Source organism: Burkholderia sp. Ac-20353 (assembly GCF_017104785.1).
Lineage (GTDB): Bacteria > Pseudomonadota > Gammaproteobacteria > Burkholderiales > Burkholderiaceae > Burkholderia.
The window spans coordinates 12,886-32,848 of sequence record NZ_JAAGPL010000070.1 but is presented as its reverse complement, the minus strand read 5'-3'; the positions used below and the strand labels follow the sequence as shown (position 1 = coordinate 32,848).

Here is a 19,963-nt window from a genome sequence, read left to right as displayed (position 1 = left end):
CGTATCCGCGGTGCGCGCGCGGGCTCGCGTTCAGAAGTCGAACGCGTCCTCGCTGACATCCGCCTCGACGGCAGGCAGCGGCCGCGAGGGCGCGGACGCCGACGCATCGAGCGCCGGGTTGCGCAGCTTCTCGAGCACGGCGGCCGGCACCGGAATCTGCATCCGCGCGGCGACGTCGCCGCACTGGAACATGATCAGCTCGCCCGGCTCGAACGCGGTCCACACTTCGTTGTCGGTGAGCGGCTGCGTCGCGATCACCGCGACCCGATCCTCGGGCGTCGTGTACTTCGCGAAATCGATCGACAGGTCTTCGTCGACGAGGTGTGCGGTCGAGAACGGCCAGCGGCGCACGAGGTAGTGCAGCCGCGTCGAGCAGTGCGCGAAGAGCGCCTGTCCGTTCGACATCAGGAAGTTGAACACGCCGTGGTCGGTGATGCCGCGGGTCAGTTCGCCGACCCGCTCGAACAGCTCGGGCAGCGGCGGCTGTGCGCCGGGGAACGCTTCACGCAGCCCCTGCATCAGCACGCAGAACGCTTTTTCGCTATCGGTCGTGCCGACCGGGTGATAGACGCTGCCTTCCATGTCGGGCGCGTAGTCCTGCAGGTCGCCGTTGTGCGCGAAGATCCAGTGCCGGCCCCACAGCTCGCGCATGAACGGGTGGCTGTTCTCGAGCAGGATGCGGCCCTGCGTGGCCTTGCGGATGTGCGCGATCGTGTTCTTCGACTTGATCGGGTAGCGCTTGACCATCTCGGCGATCGGCGATGTGGCCGATGCCTGGTGATCGATGAACAGGCGGCAGGCCTTGTCTTCGAAGAACGCGATGCCCCAGCCGTCGGCATGGTGGTCGGTGAGCCCGCCCCGGGCCGCGAAGCCGGTGAATGAGAATGTGACGTCCGTCGGCGCGGCGCAGTTCATTCCTAGGAGTTGGCACATTTTACTTGGGGGCAGCAGGCTGAAGCGGGGTAATGAACCGGTCGAACGGGTTGAGCCGGTTGATGCATTCGGCACCGGGTGAACCCCGGTACAATGTCTGCTTCTAGCATATCACCGAGCCAACAGCGGTAAAAAGCGGATTCCGCCGACGAACGGCCCCGTGTTGCGGTTAGCCGTCAGTCGGCCCGCGCCGGCGTCTTCCGGCACCGTTTTCCCGTTCCTCACGACGCCCTCCTATGACTGCCTCGAACGCATCCTCCCCGGCGACGCTGACGCTCGCCCGTCCCGACGACTGGCACCTGCACGTTCGCGACGGCGACATGCTCGCCGCCGTGCTGCCGCACACCGCGCGCCAGTTCGGCCGCGCGATCATCATGCCGAACCTGAAGCCGCCCGTGACGACCACCGAGCAGGCGCACGCATACCGCGAGCGGATTCTCGCCGCAGTGCCCGCCGGCGTGACGTTCGAGCCGCTGATGACGCTGTACCTGACCGACAACACGCCGCCTGACGAGATCCGCCGCGCGCGCGAAAGCGGCTTCGTGCACGGCGTGAAGCTGTATCCGGCCGGCGCGACGACGAACTCGGACCACGGCGTGACCGATCTCGCGAAATGCGCGAAGACGCTCGAGGCGATGCAGGAAGCCGGCATGCCGCTGCTCGTGCACGGCGAGGTGACCGACGCGTCGATCGACCTGTTCGACCGCGAGAAAGTGTTCATCGACCGTGTGATGACGCCGCTGCGCCGCGACTTCCCGGGCCTGAAGGTCGTGTTCGAGCACATCACGACGAAGGACGCGGCCGACTATGTGCGTGACGCCGACGCAGCGCCGGGCCTGCTCGGCGCGACGATCACCGCGCATCACCTGCTGTACAACCGCAACGCGATCTTCGTCGGCGGGATCCGCCCGCATTACTACTGCCTGCCGGTGCTCAAGCGCGAGACGCACCGCATCGCGCTCGTCGAGGCGGCGACGTCGGGCAACCCGCGCTTCTTCCTCGGCACCGACAGCGCGCCGCACGCACGCAACGCGAAGGAGGCCGCGTGCGGCTGCGCGGGCTGCTACACGGCGCTGCATGCGCTCGAGCTGTATGCGGAGGCGTTCGACAACGCCGGCGCGCTCGACAAGCTCGAAGGATTCGCAAGCTTCTTCGGCGCGGATTTCTACGGCCTGCCGCGCAGCAGCGAGACGGTCACGCTGCGCCGCGAACCGTGGGAGCTGCCGCTCGAGATCCTCGCGGGCGACACGCCGGTCGTGCCGCTGCGCGCAGGCGAGTCGATCGGCTGGAAGCTCGCGTGAACGCTGCGCCGCCGCGCGAGGCCGGCCAGCCGGCCGGCGCTGATGCGGCGGCATTTGCGCGGATCGACTGGTCCGCGCCGTGGCTCGCGGGGGTCGCCGCAACGGGGCGCGTTGCGCAGGCGGGCGCGCTCGACGGTGAATCCGCGCTGCTCGCCGCGCTCAATGGCGCACTGCATGGCGCACGGAATGGTGTACTGAACGGCGCGACGGGCGGCACGCCACTCGTAAGCGGTCGCGGTGCGCCGCTGCGCTTCGTGCCGCAAGCCGACCTGCCGGCCGGCGTCGCGTACGAGACCCATATCGCCGCAACGGGCGGCGTGCCGACCCGGCACAATCTGCACGACCTCTTCAATGCGCTCGTCTGGTTCGCGTATCCGCGCATCAAGGCGGCGCTGAACGCGCGCCAGGCCGCGGCGATCGACACGGCAGGCGGCGTCGGGCCCGTGCGCGGCTCGTTGCGCGACGCGCTGACGCTGTTCGACGAGAATGCCGCGTTGTTCGTGACGGCCGATCCGGCACTCGCCGACGCGCTGCGCGGCTTCGACTGGCGCGCGCTGCTGGTGGCTGCGCGCGACGCGTGGGGCGCGCGTTGCGAGGTGCGGCTCGTCGGGCACGCGCTGCTCGAGAAACTCGTCGCACCGTACAAGTCCTGCACCGCGCACACATGGATCGTCGAAGTGAGCGACGACTATTTTTCGTGGCCGGCCGCGCGCCAGGCCGGGCACGTCGATGCGCAGGTCGCGCAGATGCTCGCGACGCGAGACCTGACAAGCCGCGACTTCTCGCCGCTGCCGGTGCTGGGCGTGCCGGGCTGGTGCGCGGCCAACGCCGATCCGTCGTTCTACGACGATCCAACGGTATTTCGCAGTGGGCGGCGTGCACGACCAGTGTGACGCGCGGCGCACAGTGCTAGAATGCGCGTCGCAAAGCAGGCCAGGCAGTCGCGGCCCCGCCGCCTTCGGGCAGGCGGGGGCGAGGAAAGTCCGGACTCCACAGGGCAGGGTGATGGCTAACGGCCATCCGTGGCGACACGCGGAACAGGGCAACAGAAAGCAAACCGCCGATGGCCCGGCGCAAGCCGGGATCAGGTAAGGGTGAAACGGTGCGGTAAGAGCGCACCGCGGCGACGGCGACGTTCGCCGGCACGGTAACCTCCACCCGGAGCAATTCCAAGTAGGCAGGCGCGCATTTTCGGATGCAGGACGGGGCCCCCGTCTCGTCTGCGGGTAGGAAGCTTGAGCGCGTCAGCAATGGCGCGCCTAGAGGAATGGCTGCCACGCGCCGTGCGCCTTCGGGCGCGCGGCGTGCACAGAATCCGGCTTATCGGCCTGCTTTGCCGCTCGAATGCAAAAAAGGGCCGGCGTCTCGTCGCGAGACGCCGGCCCTTTTTACGTCCGCGCGACGGAATGCCGGTTCAGGCCGCGACGATGTCGAACGAGTGCGTGAGCTCGGCCGTCTTCGCGATCATGATCGACGCGGAGCAGTACTTGTCGTGCGACAGGTTGATCGCGCGCTCGACCGTGGACGGGTTCAGGTTGCGGCCCGTGACGGTGAAGTGGAAGTGGATCTTCGTGAAGACCTTCGGATCTTCGCTTGCGCGCTCGGCCTTCAGCGTGACCGAGCAGCCGGTAACGTCCTGGCGGCTTTTCTTCAGGATCAGCACGACATCGTAGGCGGTGCAGCCGCCGGTGCCGACCAGTACCATCTCCATCGGACGCGCTGCCAGATTGTGGCCGCCGCCTTCCGGCGCGCCGTCCATCGCGACGAGGTGCCCGCTTCCGGTCTGGGCGGCAAATGCCATGCCGTCCTGTCCCAACCAGCTCACTTTGCATTCCATGCTTGCGCTCCAGCGTTGCCTGATTCGAATTCGAACCGGCATTGTAGCCCGCGACGCAACGGTCGGCTGATGCACTGCACGATGTCGACCGACGGGTGCCGTGGTATCGCATGGGGCGGACGGCAAGTTGCCAAAAACCCGTCGTTTTTTAGGGGTTTTACTCTATTGGCGAGCTGACTGGATTTACTGTTGATGCGTGCAACTTGCTGATTTTTCGAATGAAATCCGATACGTCACGCCGATTCTGATAATTTCGTATCGTGGTGTGAGATTTCGTAATGCAAATTTTCTTGTGCTGTCGGGCGCGGGTTCGTATAATCCGTCTCATTGGTTGTCGCGCTGCGACAACCTCCGAATGTCTCCTCCACCCTCCTCCAATGGTGGATTAAGCCCGAACCAGTCGTTCGGGCTTTTTTTCGTCCTGCGCAAGGATCGACGCGCGAAATGCGCGTCACATGACCGCTATGCAGGTTGCCGGCCGGCGGCCTGCGCGGTTGAGCCTGATGCCGCGCCGCGCGGACGCGGTGCCGGTGCGTGAACGGCGGATGCGTGGCCATGGCGCTGCGAGCAGAAACGCCGGACCCGTTCGCGCACGGCGCGCAGGCGGGTGATGCGGTCTTCGGCGTGGCTTTCGCGGGCGGCGGCGATCCGCGCGTCGAGCGTCTCGAGCTTCGCGTGGCAGTCAGCCGCGTCGGCCGCGCCGGGTGTGGCGGCGCCGATCAGCAGGGCGGCCGCGAAGAAGGGCGTGAGTCGTGGCTTCAGTGGCTTCATCATGTTTGTTGTTCTCCTGTCCGGTGCGCGCAGGTGATGAACTGCGCACCGATGCATGCCCCCGGGCGCTCGGATTCGTCCGGTTTTAACGGGGCACGACCGGATTTTCGCCTATTTCGCGCGCACCGCGCAGCGAGGCGCGGATTCTCTTTGACCGCGGTGTGTCATTTCCTTTATAATTCAGGGCTTTTCCGCATTCATGCCCACGGAAAAAGAACAGGGAGAGCCTGCACCGCGCCTCGAAGCGCACCTAGACAAGCAGGAAAGAACACATCGGGCAAAGCATTTTTTTTGGATCGATCATGAAGACGTTTTCCGCAAAAGCCCATGAGGTGACGCGCGAATGGTACGTGATTGACGCGACGGATAAGGTTCTCGGCCGTGTTGCCAGCGAAGTGGCACGCCGTCTGCGCGGCAAGCACAAGCCTGAGTTCACCCCGCACGTCGACACTGGTGATTTCATCATCATCATCAACGCGAGCAAGCTGAAGGTCACGGGCAACAAGACTCTGGACAAGAAGTACTACCGTCACTCGGGCTACCCGGGCGGTATCTATGAAACGACGTTCGGCAAGATGCAAGAACGCTTCCCGGGCCGTGCGCTCGAGAAGGCGGTCAAGGGCATGCTGCCGAAGGGCCCGCTCGGCTACGCGATGATCAAGAAGCTGAAGGTCTACGCTGAAGCGACGCATCCGCACTCGGCTCAACAGCCGAAGGCGCTCGAGATCTAAGGGGAGCCCACATGATCGGTAACTGGAATTACGGTACGGGCCGCCGCAAGAGCGCAGTCGCTCGTGTCTTCATCAAGGCTGGCAAGGGCGACATCATCGTCAACGGCAAGCCTATCGCTGACTACTTCTCGCGCGAAACGTCGCTGATGATCGTGCGTCAACCGCTGGAACTCACGAACCACGGCCAGACGTTCGACATCAAGGTGAACGTGACGGGCGGCGGCGAAACGGGTCAGGCAGGCGCAGTGCGTCACGGCATCACCCGCGCGCTGATCGACTACGACGCAACGCTGAAGCCGTCGCTGTCGAGCGCAGGCTTCGTCACGCGCGATGCACGTGAAGTCGAGCGTAAGAAGGTTGGTCTGCGCAAGGCACGCCGCGCAAAGCAGTTCTCGAAGCGTTAAGCGCTTCACGGTCGTGCGCCGCTTCTGGCGGCGCCTGCCGGAAAAAACCGCCAGCTTTCACGCTGGCGGTTTTTTTATGCGCGTCCGGTTCGCCGTTGCGCGTGTACAGGCGGTCGCAGGTGCTGGCTGGCCCACGCCGGGCACCCGGTTTGACGAAATCGACAAGAACCTGTTGATTTCATGGACATCAGCACGATATTGAGATCAGCCCTACAATAGCGGCTAAAGCCTTTTGGAGAGTTCGCATGAACGCTGTTACCGAATCCGCAGCCACGACCGAAATGCCGGCACCGTTCGTCTTTACCGATGCGGCGGCCGAGAAGGTCAAGCAATTGATCGACGAAGAAGGCAACCCCGACCTGAAGCTGCGCGTGTTCGTGCAGGGCGGCGGCTGCTCGGGCTTCCAGTATGGCTTCACGTTCGACGAGGAAGTCAACGAGGACGACACCGTGATGAACAAGAACGGCGTCCAGCTGTTGATCGACTCGATGAGCTACCAGTATCTGGTTGGCGCAGAAATCGACTACAAGGACGACCTGAACGGTGCGCAGTTCGTGATCAAGAATCCGAACGCGTCGACCACCTGCGGGTGCGGTTCGTCGTTCTCGGTCTGAGCGGGATGCTCGAATGAAAAACGGGGCTTCATGCCCCGTTTTTTATGCCTGTCTGTTCGCGGCGCATGCCGCGTGCACGCCTGTTGCACGCATTGTTAATGCGGATAGAGCGCGCCGAGCACGCGGTCGCCGGCTGCGCCCGTGACCGACGCGAGATTGCCGGGCTCGCGCGCGGTGAAGCGGCGCGCGAGCCACGCGAATGCCAGCGCTTCGACCTGCTGCGGCGGCACGCCGAGCGTGGTGGTGGTGTCGACCGCCGCGCGCACGCCGCGCTCGCGCAGCGCGTTGCCTAGCGCATCGAGCAGCACCGGGTTGCGGGCGCCGCCGCCGCATGCGTAGACCGCGCAGCAGTCGGGTGCGTGGCGCGCGATCTCGCGGGCGATCGATACGGCGGTGAGCGCCGTGAGCGTCGCCTGCACATCTTCCGGCGTCACCTGTGCGAATGCGGCGAGTTTCGCGTCGAGCCAAGCCGGGTTGAACAGGTCGCGCCCCGTGCTTTTCGGCGGCGGCGCATCGAAGTACGGCTCGTCGAGCAATGCGTCGAGAAGCGGGGCGACGACAGTGCCGCGCGCGGCGAACTTGCCGCCGTCGTCGTATGGCTTGCCGAGATGGCGGGCCGCCCACGCATCGATCAGCGCGTTGGCCGGACCGCAGTCGAAGCCGCGCACGGCGCTGCCGCCTTCGCCGGGCAGGATCGTGATGTTGCTGATGCCGCCGAGATTGCAGACGACGCGCGTCTCGCCCGGTGCGCCGAACACGGTTGCGTGGAATGCCGGCACGAGCGGCGCGCCCTGGCCACCCGCGGCGACGTCGCGGCTGCGGAAATCGGCAATCACGTCGATGTGCGTCAGCTCGGCGAGCAATGCCCCATTGTTGATCTGCCGCGTATAGCCACGCTCGGGGCGATGCCGCACCGTCTGGCCGTGCACGCCGATCGCGCGCACCTGGTCGGGCGCGAGCCCCGCCGCGCGCTGCAGTTCATGACAGCACACCGCATAGCGGGCCGCGAGCGCATTGGCCGCGAGCGCTTCGCGCTCGATCTCGTCATCGCCCGGCTGCTGCAGCGCGAACAGTGCGTCGCGCAGCGACTGCGCAAACCCGACGAACGCCTCGGCGAGCACCGCCGGCGGCTTGCCGGCCTCGAAGCGCACGGCGACGCCGTCGACGCCGTCCATGCTCGTTCCCGACATCAACCCGAAGTAAACGCCGTCGGCCGGATGGCCGGGTGGCGGGCGCTTTAGCGGCACGTGATCCCTCCCGAATCGTGCGGCGCCGGCTGTTGCCGCGCGCCTTGCGCCCGATTATCCGCGCAACCGTGGCCGCCGTTAAGCGACGCGCGCGCAAGTTATGGGAAAATCCTTCTTTTTGCGACATTCCTCCTGGCACCGATGAGCACCGAACCCAGTTCCAAGCCTGTTTTCCCGATCACCGACGAAGTCCGGCATGCGCTCGCCGTCACGAAGCGCGGCGTCGACGAACTGCTGATCGAGGAAGAGTTCGCGCAGAAGCTCGCGAAAAGCGCCGCCACGGGCACGCCGCTTCGCATCAAGCTCGGCCTCGACCCGACTGCGCCCGACATCCACATCGGCCACACGGTCGTGCTGAACAAGATGCGTCAGCTGCAGGACCTCGGCCACACGGTGATCTTCCTGATCGGCGATTTCACGTCGCTGATCGGCGACCCGTCCGGCCGCAACGCGACGCGCCCGCCGCTCACGCGCGAGCAGATCGAATCGAACGCGAAGACCTACTTCGAGCAGGCCGCGCTCGTGCTCGACCGCGACAAGACCGAGATCCGCTACAACAGCGAATGGTCGATGCCGCTCGGCGCGGACGGGATGATCAAGCTCGCGTCGCGCTACACGGTCGCGCGGATTCTCGAGCGCGAGGATTTCACGAAGCGCTTCCAGGGCGGCGTGCCGATCTCGATCCACGAATTCCTGTACCCGCTGATGCAGGGCTACGATTCGGTCGCGCTGAATGCCGATCTCGAACTGGGCGGCACCGACCAGAAGTTCAACCTGCTGGTCGGCCGCGAACTGCAGAAGCAGTACGGGCAGGAACAGCAGTGCATCCTGACGATGCCGCTGCTCGAAGGCCTCGACGGCGTCGAGAAGATGTCGAAGTCGAAGGGCAACTATGTCGGCATCAGCGAGAAGCCGACCGACATGTTCGGCAAGCTGATGAGCATCTCGGACACGCTGATGTGGCGTTACTTCGAGCTGCTGTCGTTCCGCAGCATGGACGAGATCGTCGGCTTCCGCCGCGAGGCCGAAGCGGGCCGCAACCCGCGTGATTTCAAGGTGCTGCTCGCGCAGGAAATCGTCGCGCGCTTCCATTCGCAGGCCGACGCCGAGCGCGCGCTCGAAGATTTCAACCACCGCGCGAAGGGCGGCGTGCCGGACGACATCCCGTCGGTGACGCTCGCGGGCGCGCCGCTCGCGATCGGCCAGCTGCTGAAGCAGGCGGGCCTCGTGCCGTCGACGAGCGAAGCGCTGCGCAATATCGAGCAGAGTGGCGTGAAGATCGACGGTGCGACCGTGTCGGACAAGGGCCTCAAGGTCGACGCGGGCGAGTATGTCGTGCAGGTCGGCAAGCGACGCTTCGCGCGCGTGACGCTGACCGCATGATCGCGCTGATCCAGCGCGTGAAGCGCGCCGACGTGCGCGTCGGCGAACGCGTGACGGGCGAGATCGGCGCGGGCCTGCTCGCGCTCGTCTGCGCGGAGCGCGGCGACACCGAAGCGGCGGCGGACAAACTGCTCGCGAAGATGCTCGGCTACCGCGTGTTCAGCGATGCGGCCGGCAAGATGAACCTGCCGGTGTCGAATATCGATGGTGAAGGGCGCGCGGGCGGTCTGCTGCTCGTGTCGCAGTTCACGCTGGCCGCCGACACGAACAGCGGCCTGCGGCCGAGCTTCACGCCGGCGGCGCCGCCCGACGAGGGCGAGCGCCTGTTCGATTACTTCGTCACCGCGGCGCGTACGCGCCATCCGGTCGTCGCGACGGGCGAATTCGGCGCCGACATGCAGGTCTCGCTCGTCAACGACGGGCCCGTGACATTCTGGCTGCAAGTGCGGCCGTGATTTTCAGCCCTGATTTTTGGCCCCGAATCAGGGTCCCGATCCTGGGCCCTGATTCCTGGCCCTGACTCTTTCCGGGAGCGCCGTCGCGATGGCTACCACGCAGATTCTCTTCATCCGTCATGGCGAGACGGCCTGGAACCGCATCAAGCGCATCCAGGGCCATATCGACATTCCGCTGGCCGATACGGGCGTCGCGCAGGCGCAGCGGCTGGCCGCGCGTCTCGCGCGCGACGTGCGTGACGGTGCGCGGATCGACGCGATCTATTCGAGCGACCTGATGCGCGCGCAGCAGACCGCGCAACCGGCCGCCGATGCGCTCGGCCTGTCGCTCGTGCTGAACCAGGGCCTGCGCGAGCGTGCATACGGCATCTTCCAGGGCCATGACAGCACCGAGATCGAGGAGCGCTTTCCGGACGCGTATGCCGCCTGGCAGACGCGCGATCCGGGCTTCGAACCCGAAGGCGGCGAATCGCAGCGCGCGTTCTATCACCGGGTGCTGCATGCGCTTGAACCGATCGTCGCCGCGCATTCGGGCGGCCGGATCGCGTGCGTCGCGCACGGCGGTGTGCTCGATTGCGTGTACCGGTTCGCGAACGGGCTCGATCTCGATGCGCCGCGCAACTATCAGCTGCTCAATACGAGCATCAATGTGGTCGACTACGTGGACGGGCGCGCGAACGTCGTGCACTGGGCCGACATCTCGCATCTGAACGAGGCGAGCGACGACGACGGCTACAGCAAGGTGTTGTAGGCGCAGGCGGCGGGCGTTGCTGACGCTGTCGTCGGAGGGCGCGGAGCATGCACTGCGGCGCGGAGCATGCGCTTGCCAGCCAGGTTGACGCGCGCCTGAGCCCGGGTCGTGCGTATCGTGCGGCAATGGTGGGCATCGTCGGCGGCGCACCGCGCGTCAGCTGCCTTTCTTTTCCGAATGCAATTGAACGTGCGCTGTCGCGCGGCGACGCGCACGCTTCGACGCGCCGTTGATGAGCGCCCAGCGCAACACCGGCGCGACCGCGCGCACGCCGGGCCGGACGACCGCGCGCCGCAATGGCGCGAACGCTGAAACGCCGAGCATGTCCTGCGCCCAGTGCGGCAGCAGATCGATGCCCGCGTGCATCACGAGCGTCGCGGCGGGCCGCATCGCGGGCCGTGCGACGGGCGCATTCAACAGGATCCGCATCACGTCGAACGTGCGCGGCCCGGCCTCGAGCTCGGGCCGCATGCGCATGAGATACGCGGCGATCTCGGCGCGCGAACGGGGTACGTGTTGTGCACCGAGCATCTCGGCGATCCGCGCCGTCTCTTCGTAATAGCGATCCTGCAGATCGCCCGGCAATGCCGGGTTCACGTAGCGCAGATGCGCGGCGAGAAAGCTCGATACCTCCGCGACGTGCACCCAGGTCAGCAGCGCAGGATCGTCGGCGCGGTACGGCCGCCCGTCGGGCGCGGTGCCGTGCACCTTCGCGTGAATCGCCTTCACGCGCTCGATCAGTGCGAGCGCGTCGGCGCGATTGCCGAACGTGGTGCCGGAAATGAATGTCGCGGTGCGCCGCAGCCGACCGAGGATGTCGGTGCGAAACGACGAATGATCCCACACGCCGGCAAGCGCGAGCGGATGCAGCGCCTGCAGCAGCAGCGCGGAAATGCCGCCCGTCATCATCGACGTGAAGTCCGCGTGCATGCGCCAGCAGACCGCGTCGGGGCCGAACAGGCCCGGATCGCCGGGCGGCGACGAGAAGTCGAGCGACGGGCCGCTGCCCGTCGTCAGATGCGTGACGGCGGCCACGAGCCGCTTGCGGATCGGTTCGAGCCAGCGCGGGTGTGACGCAGGCGCGCCGGGGGGCGGGTGAATGGGCGTCGTCATCGCTTCGTCGTCATCGCTTGCGTGGCGTCGAGCGGGCGGTCACGGCCCGTCGGGCAGCTCCCACGAGTTGCGTGCCGGGCCGGCGTCGGGCGCCGCGAGCCCAAAGTGGCGGTAGGTCAGCAGCGTCGCCACGCGCCCGCGTGGCGTGCGCTGCAGGAAGCCCTGCTGGATCAGATACGGTTCGAGGACGTCCTCGATCGTGTCGCGCTCCTCGCCGATTGCCGCGGCAAGGTTGTCGATGCCGACCGGGCCGCCATCGAACTTGTGCAGGATCGCTTCGAGCAGCTTGCGGTCCATCAGGTCGAAGCCGACCGGATCGACGTCGAGCATCGCGAGCGCCGCATCGGCGACGGCCGCCGTGATGTTGCCGTCCGCCTTCACCTCAGCGTAATCGCGCACGCGGCGCAACAGCCGGTTCGCAATCCGCGGCGTGCCGCGCGAGCGCTTCGCGATCTCGAGCGCACCGTTCGGATCGATCTGCGCGTTGAGCAGCGATGCCGAGCGTCGCACGATGCGCGACAGCTGCTCCGCGTTATAGAACTCGAGGCGCGCGACGATCCCGAAACGGTCGCGTAGCGGATTGGTCAGCATCCCGGCGCGGGTGGTCGCGCCGACGAGCGTGAACGGCTGCAGGTCGAGCTTCACGCTGCGCGCGGCCGGACCTTCGCCGATCATGATGTCGATCTGGTAATCCTCGAGTGCCGGATACAGGATTTCCTCGACGACTGGCGACAGCCGGTGGATTTCGTCGATGAACAGCACGTCGTTCGCTTCGAGGTTCGTCAGCAGCGCCGCGAGGTCGCCCGCGCGCTCGAGCACCGGGCCCGACGTCTGGCGCAGGTTGACGCCCATTTCGCGCGCGATGATGTGCGCGAGCGTGGTCTTGCCGAGACCGGGCGGGCCGAACAGCAGCACGTGGTCGAGCGGCTCGGAGCGACGCTTGGCGGCCTCGATGAAGATCTCGAGCTGCGCGCGCACCTTTTCCTGGCCGACGTATTCGTCGAGCTGGCGCGGCCGCAGCGCGCGTTCGAACACCTCCTCGTGCGACGAGGCGGGCGTGGCGGCGATGATCCGCTCGGTGGCGAGTTTGTCGGTTTCAATCATGCGGCCATTGTACCGCGTGGCGCTGCGCGGCAAACCTGGCCGAACGGCCGACTGGCGCGCCGCATGCGGCGGCGCGACACTGCGTCGGACACGTGGCCCGCGTGGACCTTAAGCCTTCGACAGCGCCTTGAGCGCGAGCTTGATGCCTTCGGATACACCGGTGCCGGCCGGCACGTTCTTGATCGCGGCGAGGCCTTCCTTCTCGGAATAGCCGAGCGCGAGCAGCGCGTTGAGGATGTCGGTCGCGTGGTCGGACGGCGATGCGGCGCCAGCGAGCGCGCCGAGGTCGGCGCCGAGCTTGCCCTTCAGTTCCAGCAGCAGGCGTTCGGCCGTTTTCTTGCCGATGCCGGGCAGGCGGGTGAGCCGGGCGGCGTCCTGCATCGTCACGGCCTGCGCGAGCTCCTGCACGCTCATGCCGGACAGCACGGCGAGCGCCATGCGCGCACCGATCCCGGTGATCTTCAGCAGCTCGCGGAAGGTCGTGCGCTCCTGCGCGGTCAGGAAGCCGTACAGCAGGTGCGCGTCCTCGCGGACGATCTGCTGCGTGAGCAGCACGACCCGTTCGCCGGATTGCGGCAGGTTGTAGAACGTGCTCATCGGCACGTCGATTTCGTAGCCGACGCCGCCGCAGTCGACGAGCAGGTGAGGCGGGTTCTTTTCGAGGAGGATGCCGGCGATGCGACCGATCATGGATTCAGCGAGGCGAGGAAGAAAGCGCGAGTGTAGCGCACGCGCGGTGGAAAGCCGATGGCCGGGCCGATCGGGCAGCGTGAAGCGGGCGGGGCACCGCGGCGTCAGCCGACGAGCCGGCCGCGCCGCACGCGCAGCCCTTTCTTCGCGAGTGCCGGCGCGAGGCCGCCGAGCGTGCTGAGCGTATTGCCGCTGTGCGCATGGCAGATCGCCATACCGAGCGCGTCGGCGGCGTCGCTGCCGGGCTGGCCGGACAGGTTGAGCAGCCGCGTGACCATCTCCTGCATCTGCGTCTTGGTCGCGCGGCCGTAGCCGACGACAGCCTGCTTGAGCTGCAGCGCCGTGTACTCGGCGACCGGCAGCCCGCCCGCGACGAGGCCGCAGATCGCGGCGCCGCGCGCCTGGCCGAGCAGCAGCGTCGATTGCGGGTTCACGTTGACGAACACCTTTTCGATCGCGGCCTGGTCGGGCGCATGTTCGCGCACGATCGTCGACACGCCCTGGAAGATGGTGCCGAGCCGGGTGGCCAGGTCGGCCGTCGGCGTGCGGATCACGCCGCTCGCCACGTAGGCGAGCCGGTGGCCGCTGACGTCGATGATGCCGAAGCCGGTGACGCGCAGGCCGGGGTCGATGCCGAGAATTCGCATGAGTCGGGAGAAATGCCGGATGCAGCGATACTACAACGAATGGTGCGGCGTGCCGGTTGCTCGGTGGCGTGCGACGGTGCCGCGCAATAAAAAACCCGGCGGGTTGAATGCCGCCGGGCTTGCGTACCGCGACCGCATGGGTCGCGTGCGATCAGTGACGGAAGTGGCGCACGCCCGTCAGGATCATCGCGATGTTGTGCTCGTCGGCCGCCGCGACCACTTCGTCGTCGCGCACCGAGCCGCCCGGCTGGATCACGCAGGTCGCGCCCGCTGCCACGACGACGTCGAGGCCGTCGCGGAACGGGAAGAACGCATCCGATGCGACCGCCGAACCGGCGAGCGTGAGGCCCGCGTTCTGCGCCTTGATGCTCGCGATGCGCGCGGAATCGACGCGGCTCATCTGGCCGGCGCCGACGCCGAGCGTCATGCCGTTGCCGCAGAACACGATCGCGTTCGACTTCACGTACTTCGCGACGCGCCATGCGAACAGCAGGTCGTCCATTTCCTTCGGCGTCGGGTGGCGCTTCGTGACGACGCGCAGCTCGTGCGGCTGCACGTTCTTCGCATCGAGCGACTGCACCAGCAGGCCGCCGCCCACGCGCTTCAGGTCGAATGCGTTATGGCCTTCGCCCAGCGCGATCTCGAGCAGGCGCACGTTCTGCTTCGCGGCGAACACCTGCTTCGCGGCGTCGCTGAACGACGGCGCGATCAGCACTTCGACGAACTGCTTCGCCACCGCCTGCGCGGCCGTTTCGTCGACTTCGCGGTTGAACGCGATGATGCCGCCGAATGCCGACGTCGGGTCGGTCTGGAACGCCTTCGCGTACGCGTCGGCCGAGTCGTTGCCGACCGCGACGCCGCACGGGTTCGCGTGCTTGATGATCACGCAGGCCGGCGCGTCGAACGTCTTCACGCATTCCCACGCTGCGTCCGAATCGGCGATGTTGTTGTACGACAGTTCCTTGCCCTGCAGCTGGCGGTAGTTCGCGAGCGCGCCGGCGGGCGTCGCGATGTCGCGGTAGAACGCGGCGCTCTGGTGCGGGTTCTCGCCGTAGCGCAGGTCCTGCACCTTGTCGAACGCGAGGTTCAGCGTGGCCGGGTACGGGTTGCGCGACGCGTGCTTCAGCTCGTCGGTCAGGCTCGTCAGGTAGTTCGTGATCGCGCCGTCGTACTGCGCGGTGTGCGCGAACACCTTCGTCGCGAGACGGAAGTTGGTCGGGTAGCCGACCGTGTTGCCGTTCGCCTTCATTTCGTCGAGCACGACCGCGTAGTCGGCCGGATCGACGACGACCGTCACGTCGCGGTGGTTCTTCGCGGCCGAGCGCAGCATCGTCGGGCCGCCGATGTCGATGTTCTCGATCGCGTCGGCGAGCGTGCAGTCGTCCTTCGCGATCGTCGCGACGAACGGATACAGGTTCACGACGAGCAGGTCGATCGTCGGGATGCCGTGCTGCTCGAGCGCCTGCATGTGCTCCGGCAGGTCGCGGCGGGCGAGGATGCCGCCGTGCACCTTCGGATGCAGCGTCTTCACGCGCCCATCGAGCATTTCCGGGAAGCCCGTGTAGTCGGCCACTTCGGTGACGGGCAGGCCCGCGTCGGCGAGCAGTTTCGCGGTGCCGCCGGTCGACAGCAGCTTGACGCCGAGGTCGGACAGCGACTTCGCGAAGTCGACGATGCCGGTCTTGTCGGAAACGGAAATGAGCGCTTGCTTGATCATGATGGAACCACCAATAGCCAGGGAAACGGGGACGGGACGGCCGCCTACAGCAGGCCGTGCTGCTGCAGCTTCTTGCGCAGCGTATTGCGGTTGATGCCGAGGTACTCCGCGGCGAGCGACTGGTTGCCGCCCGCCTGCACGAGCACGACCTCGAGCATCGGCTTTTCGACGCAGGACATCACCATTTCATAGACGTCGTGCGGATTGGAGCCGTCTAGATCCCGGAAATACACGTCCAGGCTCTCGCGGACACATTGTTCGATGTTGTGCTTGCTCATGCTGCTAACTGGTTATGGTCGTCCGCCTCGCGCTGGCCGTGCTCGTCTTCGTCCTCGTCGACGTAGACGAGGTGATCGGACAGCGCCTTTTGCGCCTCGAAGAACGCATTGACGGCGGCGAGCTGCTCGCGGGTGGAATCGAGCGTGTTCATCCGGTGCCGGAACCCGTTGGCTCCGGAAAGGCCGCGAGTGTACCAGCCGATGTGCTTGCGCGCAGTACGGACTCCCGTGAATTCTCCGTAGAACGCGTAGTGGTCCTCCAGATGCTCGTTCATCACCTGCTGGATCTCGTCGATCAGCGGCGGCGGCAGCAGCTCGCCAGTTTGCAGGAAATGATCGATTTCACGGAACAGCCACGGCCGACCTTGCGCGGCGCGACCGATCATCAGCGCGTCGGCGCCCGTCGCGTCGAGCACCGCCCTGGCTTTCTGCGGCGACGTGATGTCGCCGTTCGCGACGACCGGAATGCCGACTGCCGCCTTCACGGCCGCGATCGTGTCGTATTCGGCGTCGCCGCGGTACAGATCGGCGCGCGTGCGGCCGTGCACGGTGAGCATCGAGATGCCGGCGGCTTCGGCGAGGCGCGCGACGGTGATCGCGTTCTTGTGCTCGCGGTCCCAGCCGGTGCGGATCTTCAGCGTGACGGGCACGGCGTCCGGGCCGGTGCCGACCGCGCCGACGACGGCCTCGACGATCTGCTGCACGAGCGGCTCGTTCTGCAGCAGCGCGGAGCCGGCCGCGACGTTGCAGACTTTCTTTGCCGGGCAGCCCATGTTGATGTCGATGATCTGCGCGCCGTTGTCGACGTTGTAGCGGGCGGCCTCGGCCATCATCGCCGGATCGGCGCCGGCGATCTGCACGGCGATCGGCTCGACTTCGCCTTCGTGGTTCGCGCGCCGCATCGTCTTGGCGCTTTTCCACAATTGCGCGTTCGATGCCACCATTTCGGACACGGCGTAGCCGGCCCCCAGCCGTTTGCACAGCTGGCGGAACGGACGATCCGTCACGCCCGCCATCGGGGCGACGAACAGGTTGTTACGCAATACGTGAGAGCCGATAACGGGCATCGCAATGGCACCGCCCGCGACCAGCGCGGGCTCGAAAAGGGCGGAGGGAAAACGGGCATTTTACCGTATTCCCCCGTCATGCCGATTTGACCCGGTTTGTGTGGCGCGTCGTGCGTGTCGGCCGCCTTGCCTGTGCAGGCGGCGGCGACACGTGTCAGATGCGGTGTCAGGTGCGGCGGCGTCAACTGCGGCGGCGTCAGCCCCGCTGGCCGAACATCATCTGGCGCGCGATCGCCGTCTTGAGCGGCGGCACGAATTCGAGCGCGGTGAGCGCCGCGCCGCGCAGCAGCGCGAGCGGCGCCGATTCGATCGTGAACAGCCGCGCGAGCGTGTCGGTCGCGCCGATCGTGAGCCGGCGGTCGAGCGCGCGTCGCGCGTTGAAAGTCGCGAGCGCAGCCGGTTCGGCACCGTGCGTGGACAGCGCGTCGACGAGCGTATGCGCGTCGCGCAGGCCGAGGTTGAGCCCTTGGCCCGCGACCGGATGCAGCGTCTGCGCGGCGTTGCCGACGATCGCGGTGCGCCGGTCGACGAGGGTCTGTGCGGCGTTGAGCCCGAGCGGGAACGACGCGCGCCCGGCGATCGCGACGAAGCGGCCCATGCGTTCGCCGAACGCGGCGCCGAGCTCGCGCAGGAACGCGTCGTCGGCCAGCGCCGCGCGCCGCGCGGCATCGGCGGGCTCGCAGCACCACACGAGCGCGTAGTCGGCGCCGCCGAGCGGCAGTAGCGCGAGCGGCCCTTCGTGCGTGAAGCGTTCCCACGCGACGTTCGGACGCGGCGCGGCAACCGTCACGGTGCCGATGAGCGCGGTCTGGCCGTAGTCGCGTCGTTGCTTGCCGGTGTCGGCCTGCTGTTCGTGGAACAGCCCGCCTTCGGCATTGACGACGATGCGCGCACGCAGCGTGCGTTCGCCCTGCGGGCCGTCGAGCGTCAGCGTGACGCCGTCGGCGTGCTGCTGCGGCGCGCGCGCGGACGTCGACGTGAGCCATTCGACGCGCGTGCCGCGGACTGCGCCGGCGAGTGCCTGCACGAGCGAGCCATAGCGCACGACATAGCCGAGCGCGGCGAGGTCGTGTTCGTCGCGATCGATCAGCGTGCGGCCGAAATGGCCGCGCTGCGACACGTGAATGTGTTCGATCGGCGTCGCGTCGGCGGGCCACGCGAGCGTGTCGAGCAGCACGTGGCTGCCGTGCGACACCGCGATCGCGCGCGGATCGTTCGCGCTCGCGGCGGCGTCGCGCGCGTCGATCAGCGCGATCGACCACTGCTGCGTCGCGCTGCGTCGCGCGAGCCAGCCGGCCAGCGCGAGCCCGACGGGGCCCGCGCCGACGATGGCGATGTCATGGAGCGGCGTGGCCGGAGAGGAATCGGTCGTCATCGGAACTCGTGAAACGGATGAAACAGGCGGAACAGAGGCGGAACAGGCGGAACGAGCGACGCCGCACGCTCACGCGCCGTGCGCCGCGCCCGCACGCATCAGCGCCTCGATCTCGGCGGCCGCGACGGGCACGTCGCGCGTGATCAGCTCGCAGCCTTGCTCGCGCACGATCGCGTCGTCCTCGATACGGATGCCGATGTTCCAGTATTCGGGCGGCACGTCGTCGGCGGCGCGCACGTACAGGCCCGGCTCGACGGTCAGCGCCATGCCGGCCTGCAGCGTGCGCCACGGCAGCGCGCCGTTGCCGTCGCGCGCGGCGAGCCGTTCGCGGTAGTCGCCGCAGTCGTGCACGTCCATGCCGATCCAGTGGCCCGTACGGTGCATGTAGAAGCGCGCGTACGCCCGTTCGGCGATCACGTCGTCGACGTTCGAGAAGCGCGTTTTAGGGATGATGCCGGTGTCGAGCAGGCCCTGCGCGAGCACGCGCACCGCGGCGTCGTGCGGCGCCTCGAACGGCACGCCTGCGCGCGTCGTGTCGATCGCCGCCTGCTGCGCGGCGAGCACGATGTCGTACAGCGTGCGCTGCGGCGCCGAAAAGCGCCCGCTGGCCGGGAACGTGCGGGTGATGTCCGACGCGTAGCCGTCGAGTTCGCAGGCCGCGTCGATCAGGATCAGGTCGCCGTCCTGCGCGACCGCGTTGCCGGCCGGGTAGTGCAGCACGCACGCATTCGCGCCGGCCGCGACGATCGACCCGTACGCGGGCGCCTGCGCGCCATGCTTGCGGAACGTGTAGAGCAGCTCGGCCTCGAGTTCGTACTCGCGCACGCCGGGCCGGCACATCTGCATTGCGCGGCGATGCGCGAGTGCCGAGATGTGCGCGGCGCGCATCATGATCGCGAGTTCGTGTTCGTCCTTGACGAGCCGCATGTCGTCGAGCAGCGGCGTGAGGTCGAGCATCGCGTCCGGCGTGGCGACGCCCGTGCGCGCCTGCGCCCGCACCGCGTCGAGCCAGCGGTCGAGCTGGCGGTCGAACTCGGCGGACGCGCCGAACCGGTAATGCACGGTGCCGGCGTCGGCGAGGAGCCGCGGCATCTCGGTGTCGAGCACGTCGACGGCGAACGCCGCGTCGAAGCCGAACGCATCGCGTGCGGCCTCGGGGCCGTAGTGGAAGCCTTCCCAGATTTCGCGGTCGGCGTTCTTCGCGCGGCAGAACAGCAGCGATTGTGGCGCGCCGTGCGGCGCGGACGCGTTCAGCACGAGCACCGCGTCCGGCTCGGCGAAGCCCGTCAGGTAATGGAAGTAGCTGTCGTGGCGGTACGGGTAGCCCGTATCGCGGTTGCGCAGCACTTCGGGCGCGGTGGGGACGATGGCGACGCCGCCGCCCGCGGCGCGCAGTGCGGCAAGCACGCGTTCACGGCGCTGGCGGTAGACGTCGACGGTGATGGCGGTTTCGTGGGGCGCATTCATCGTGCGATTGTAGCGCCGCCGGACGCGGCGCGTGAGTGGAGGCCGAAAGGGGCGCGCAAGCAGGCCGGCGCGGCTGTT

The 19,963-nt window shown here is 67.4% G+C and carries 21 protein-coding genes and 1 other RNA gene; 9 read left to right on the top strand and 13 right to left on the bottom strand.

Annotation, left to right across the window (positions count from 1 at the left end; genetic code table 11):
- Positions 1-30: 30 nt before the first annotated feature.
- Positions 31-933, bottom strand: coding sequence for a class II glutamine amidotransferase (locus G3N94_RS20675; RefSeq protein WP_205794437.1), 903 nt, complete (start codon positions 931-933; stop codon positions 31-33).
- A 236-nt stretch (positions 934-1,169) separates the two neighbouring features.
- On the opposite strand from G3N94_RS20675, the gene pyrC reads away from it, so the two are divergent.
- The 3 genes from pyrC (at position 1,170) to rnpB (ending at position 3,573) form a co-directional block, all read left to right on the top strand.
- Positions 1,170-2,234, top strand: a complete 1,065-nt coding sequence (gene pyrC, locus G3N94_RS20670; RefSeq protein WP_205794436.1) for a dihydroorotase — start codon at positions 1,170-1,172, stop codon at positions 2,232-2,234.
- On the top strand, positions 2,231-3,127 hold the full coding sequence (locus G3N94_RS20665) for a DUF3025 domain-containing protein (protein ID WP_205794435.1): 897 nt from the start codon (positions 2,231-2,233) through the stop codon (positions 3,125-3,127). Before pyrC ends, G3N94_RS20665 begins: the two co-directional genes overlap by 4 nt.
- A 32-nt stretch (positions 3,128-3,159) precedes the next feature.
- Positions 3,160-3,573: RNase P RNA component class A (rnpB, locus tag G3N94_RS20660), an RNA gene on the top strand.
- A gap of 75 nt (positions 3,574-3,648) precedes the next feature.
- Here the strand turns inward: rnpB and G3N94_RS20655 are convergent.
- Together G3N94_RS20655 and G3N94_RS20650 are read right to left on the bottom strand one after the other, a co-directional pair.
- Positions 3,649-4,113 (bottom strand): OsmC family protein, encoded by a 465-nt coding sequence (locus G3N94_RS20655; protein ID WP_205794434.1) that lies wholly within the window; start codon positions 4,111-4,113, stop codon positions 3,649-3,651.
- 420 nt (positions 4,114-4,533) lie between these two features.
- Positions 4,534-4,845, bottom strand: a complete 312-nt coding sequence (locus G3N94_RS20650) for a DUF1090 family protein (RefSeq protein ID WP_241021976.1) — start codon at positions 4,843-4,845, stop codon at positions 4,534-4,536.
- A gap of 299 nt (positions 4,846-5,144) precedes the next feature.
- Here G3N94_RS20650 and rplM point away from each other — a divergent pair, with 299 nt between their 5' ends.
- The 3 genes from rplM to erpA all read left to right on the top strand — a co-directional run bounded on the left by rplM (position 5,145) and on the right by erpA (position 6,591).
- Positions 5,145-5,573: a 50S ribosomal protein L13 gene (rplM, locus tag G3N94_RS20645; RefSeq protein ID WP_009687896.1), complete on the top strand. Its 429-nt coding sequence runs from the start codon at positions 5,145-5,147 to the stop codon at positions 5,571-5,573.
- Positions 5,574-5,584: 11 nt separating this feature from the next.
- The gene (gene rpsI / locus G3N94_RS20640) at positions 5,585-5,977 is read left to right on the top strand and encodes a 30S ribosomal protein S9 (RefSeq protein WP_017333375.1); all 393 of its coding nucleotides are present in this window, start codon (positions 5,585-5,587) and stop codon (positions 5,975-5,977) included.
- A 245-nt stretch (positions 5,978-6,222) separates the two neighbouring features.
- A complete protein-coding gene (gene erpA / locus G3N94_RS20635; RefSeq protein ID WP_132028018.1) occupies positions 6,223-6,591 on the top strand; it encodes an iron-sulfur cluster insertion protein ErpA in 369 nt (122 codons plus the stop codon).
- Between the two features lie 95 nt (positions 6,592-6,686).
- Here erpA and G3N94_RS20630 read toward each other — a convergent pair whose 3' ends face one another.
- Positions 6,687-7,838, bottom strand: coding sequence for an anhydro-N-acetylmuramic acid kinase (locus G3N94_RS20630; RefSeq protein ID WP_205794433.1), 1,152 nt, complete (start codon positions 7,836-7,838; stop codon positions 6,687-6,689).
- 141 nt (positions 7,839-7,979) lie between these two features.
- Here G3N94_RS20630 and tyrS point away from each other — a divergent pair, with 141 nt between their 5' ends.
- The 3 genes from tyrS to G3N94_RS20615 all read left to right on the top strand — a co-directional run bounded on the left by tyrS (position 7,980) and on the right by G3N94_RS20615 (position 10,427).
- Positions 7,980-9,221 (top strand): tyrosine--tRNA ligase, encoded by a 1,242-nt coding sequence (gene tyrS / locus G3N94_RS20625; RefSeq protein ID WP_205794432.1) that lies wholly within the window; start codon positions 7,980-7,982, stop codon positions 9,219-9,221.
- Positions 9,218-9,676 (top strand): D-aminoacyl-tRNA deacylase, encoded by a 459-nt coding sequence (gene dtd, locus G3N94_RS20620; protein ID WP_205794431.1) that lies wholly within the window; start codon positions 9,218-9,220, stop codon positions 9,674-9,676. Before tyrS ends, dtd begins: the two co-directional genes overlap by 4 nt.
- Before the next feature lie 88 nt (positions 9,677-9,764).
- Entirely contained in the window at positions 9,765-10,427 is a 663-nt protein-coding gene (locus G3N94_RS20615) for a histidine phosphatase family protein (RefSeq protein WP_205794430.1), read from the top strand.
- A gap of 156 nt (positions 10,428-10,583) precedes the next feature.
- Here the strand turns inward: G3N94_RS20615 and G3N94_RS20610 are convergent, their stop codons facing one another.
- From G3N94_RS20610 to G3N94_RS20570, 9 genes are all read right to left on the bottom strand, one after another.
- Positions 10,584-11,540, bottom strand: coding sequence for an oxygenase MpaB family protein (locus tag G3N94_RS20610; RefSeq protein ID WP_205794429.1), 957 nt, complete (start codon positions 11,538-11,540; stop codon positions 10,584-10,586).
- Between the two features lie 39 nt (positions 11,541-11,579).
- Positions 11,580-12,644 (bottom strand): Holliday junction branch migration DNA helicase RuvB, encoded by a 1,065-nt coding sequence (gene ruvB / locus G3N94_RS20605; RefSeq protein WP_205794428.1) that lies wholly within the window; start codon positions 12,642-12,644, stop codon positions 11,580-11,582.
- Between the two features lie 108 nt (positions 12,645-12,752).
- Positions 12,753-13,334 (bottom strand): Holliday junction branch migration protein RuvA, encoded by a 582-nt coding sequence (gene ruvA / locus G3N94_RS20600; RefSeq protein WP_205794427.1) that lies wholly within the window; start codon positions 13,332-13,334, stop codon positions 12,753-12,755.
- Between the two features lie 104 nt (positions 13,335-13,438).
- Positions 13,439-13,981 (bottom strand): crossover junction endodeoxyribonuclease RuvC, encoded by a 543-nt coding sequence (gene ruvC / locus G3N94_RS20595; RefSeq protein WP_174974075.1) that lies wholly within the window; start codon positions 13,979-13,981, stop codon positions 13,439-13,441.
- Between the two features lie 151 nt (positions 13,982-14,132).
- Positions 14,133-15,698 (bottom strand): bifunctional phosphoribosylaminoimidazolecarboxamide formyltransferase/IMP cyclohydrolase, encoded by a 1,566-nt coding sequence (gene purH, locus G3N94_RS20590; RefSeq protein ID WP_205794426.1) that lies wholly within the window; start codon positions 15,696-15,698, stop codon positions 14,133-14,135.
- Positions 15,699-15,742: 44 nt separating this feature from the next.
- Positions 15,743-15,976, bottom strand: coding sequence for a Fis family transcriptional regulator (locus G3N94_RS20585; protein WP_006476892.1), 234 nt, complete (start codon positions 15,974-15,976; stop codon positions 15,743-15,745).
- Entirely contained in the window at positions 15,973-17,043 is a 1,071-nt protein-coding gene (gene dusB, locus G3N94_RS20580; RefSeq protein ID WP_205794425.1) for a tRNA dihydrouridine synthase DusB, read from the bottom strand. The genes G3N94_RS20585 and dusB overlap by 4 nt, the downstream gene beginning before the upstream one ends.
- Positions 17,044-17,239: 196 nt before the next feature.
- Entirely contained in the window at positions 17,240-18,418 is a 1,179-nt protein-coding gene (locus G3N94_RS20575; protein WP_205794424.1) for a UbiH/UbiF/VisC/COQ6 family ubiquinone biosynthesis hydroxylase, read from the bottom strand.
- A gap of 69 nt (positions 18,419-18,487) precedes the next feature.
- Positions 18,488-19,885 (bottom strand): aminopeptidase P N-terminal domain-containing protein, encoded by a 1,398-nt coding sequence (locus G3N94_RS20570; RefSeq protein WP_205794423.1) that lies wholly within the window; start codon positions 19,883-19,885, stop codon positions 18,488-18,490.
- Positions 19,886-19,963: the final 78 nt, after the last annotated feature.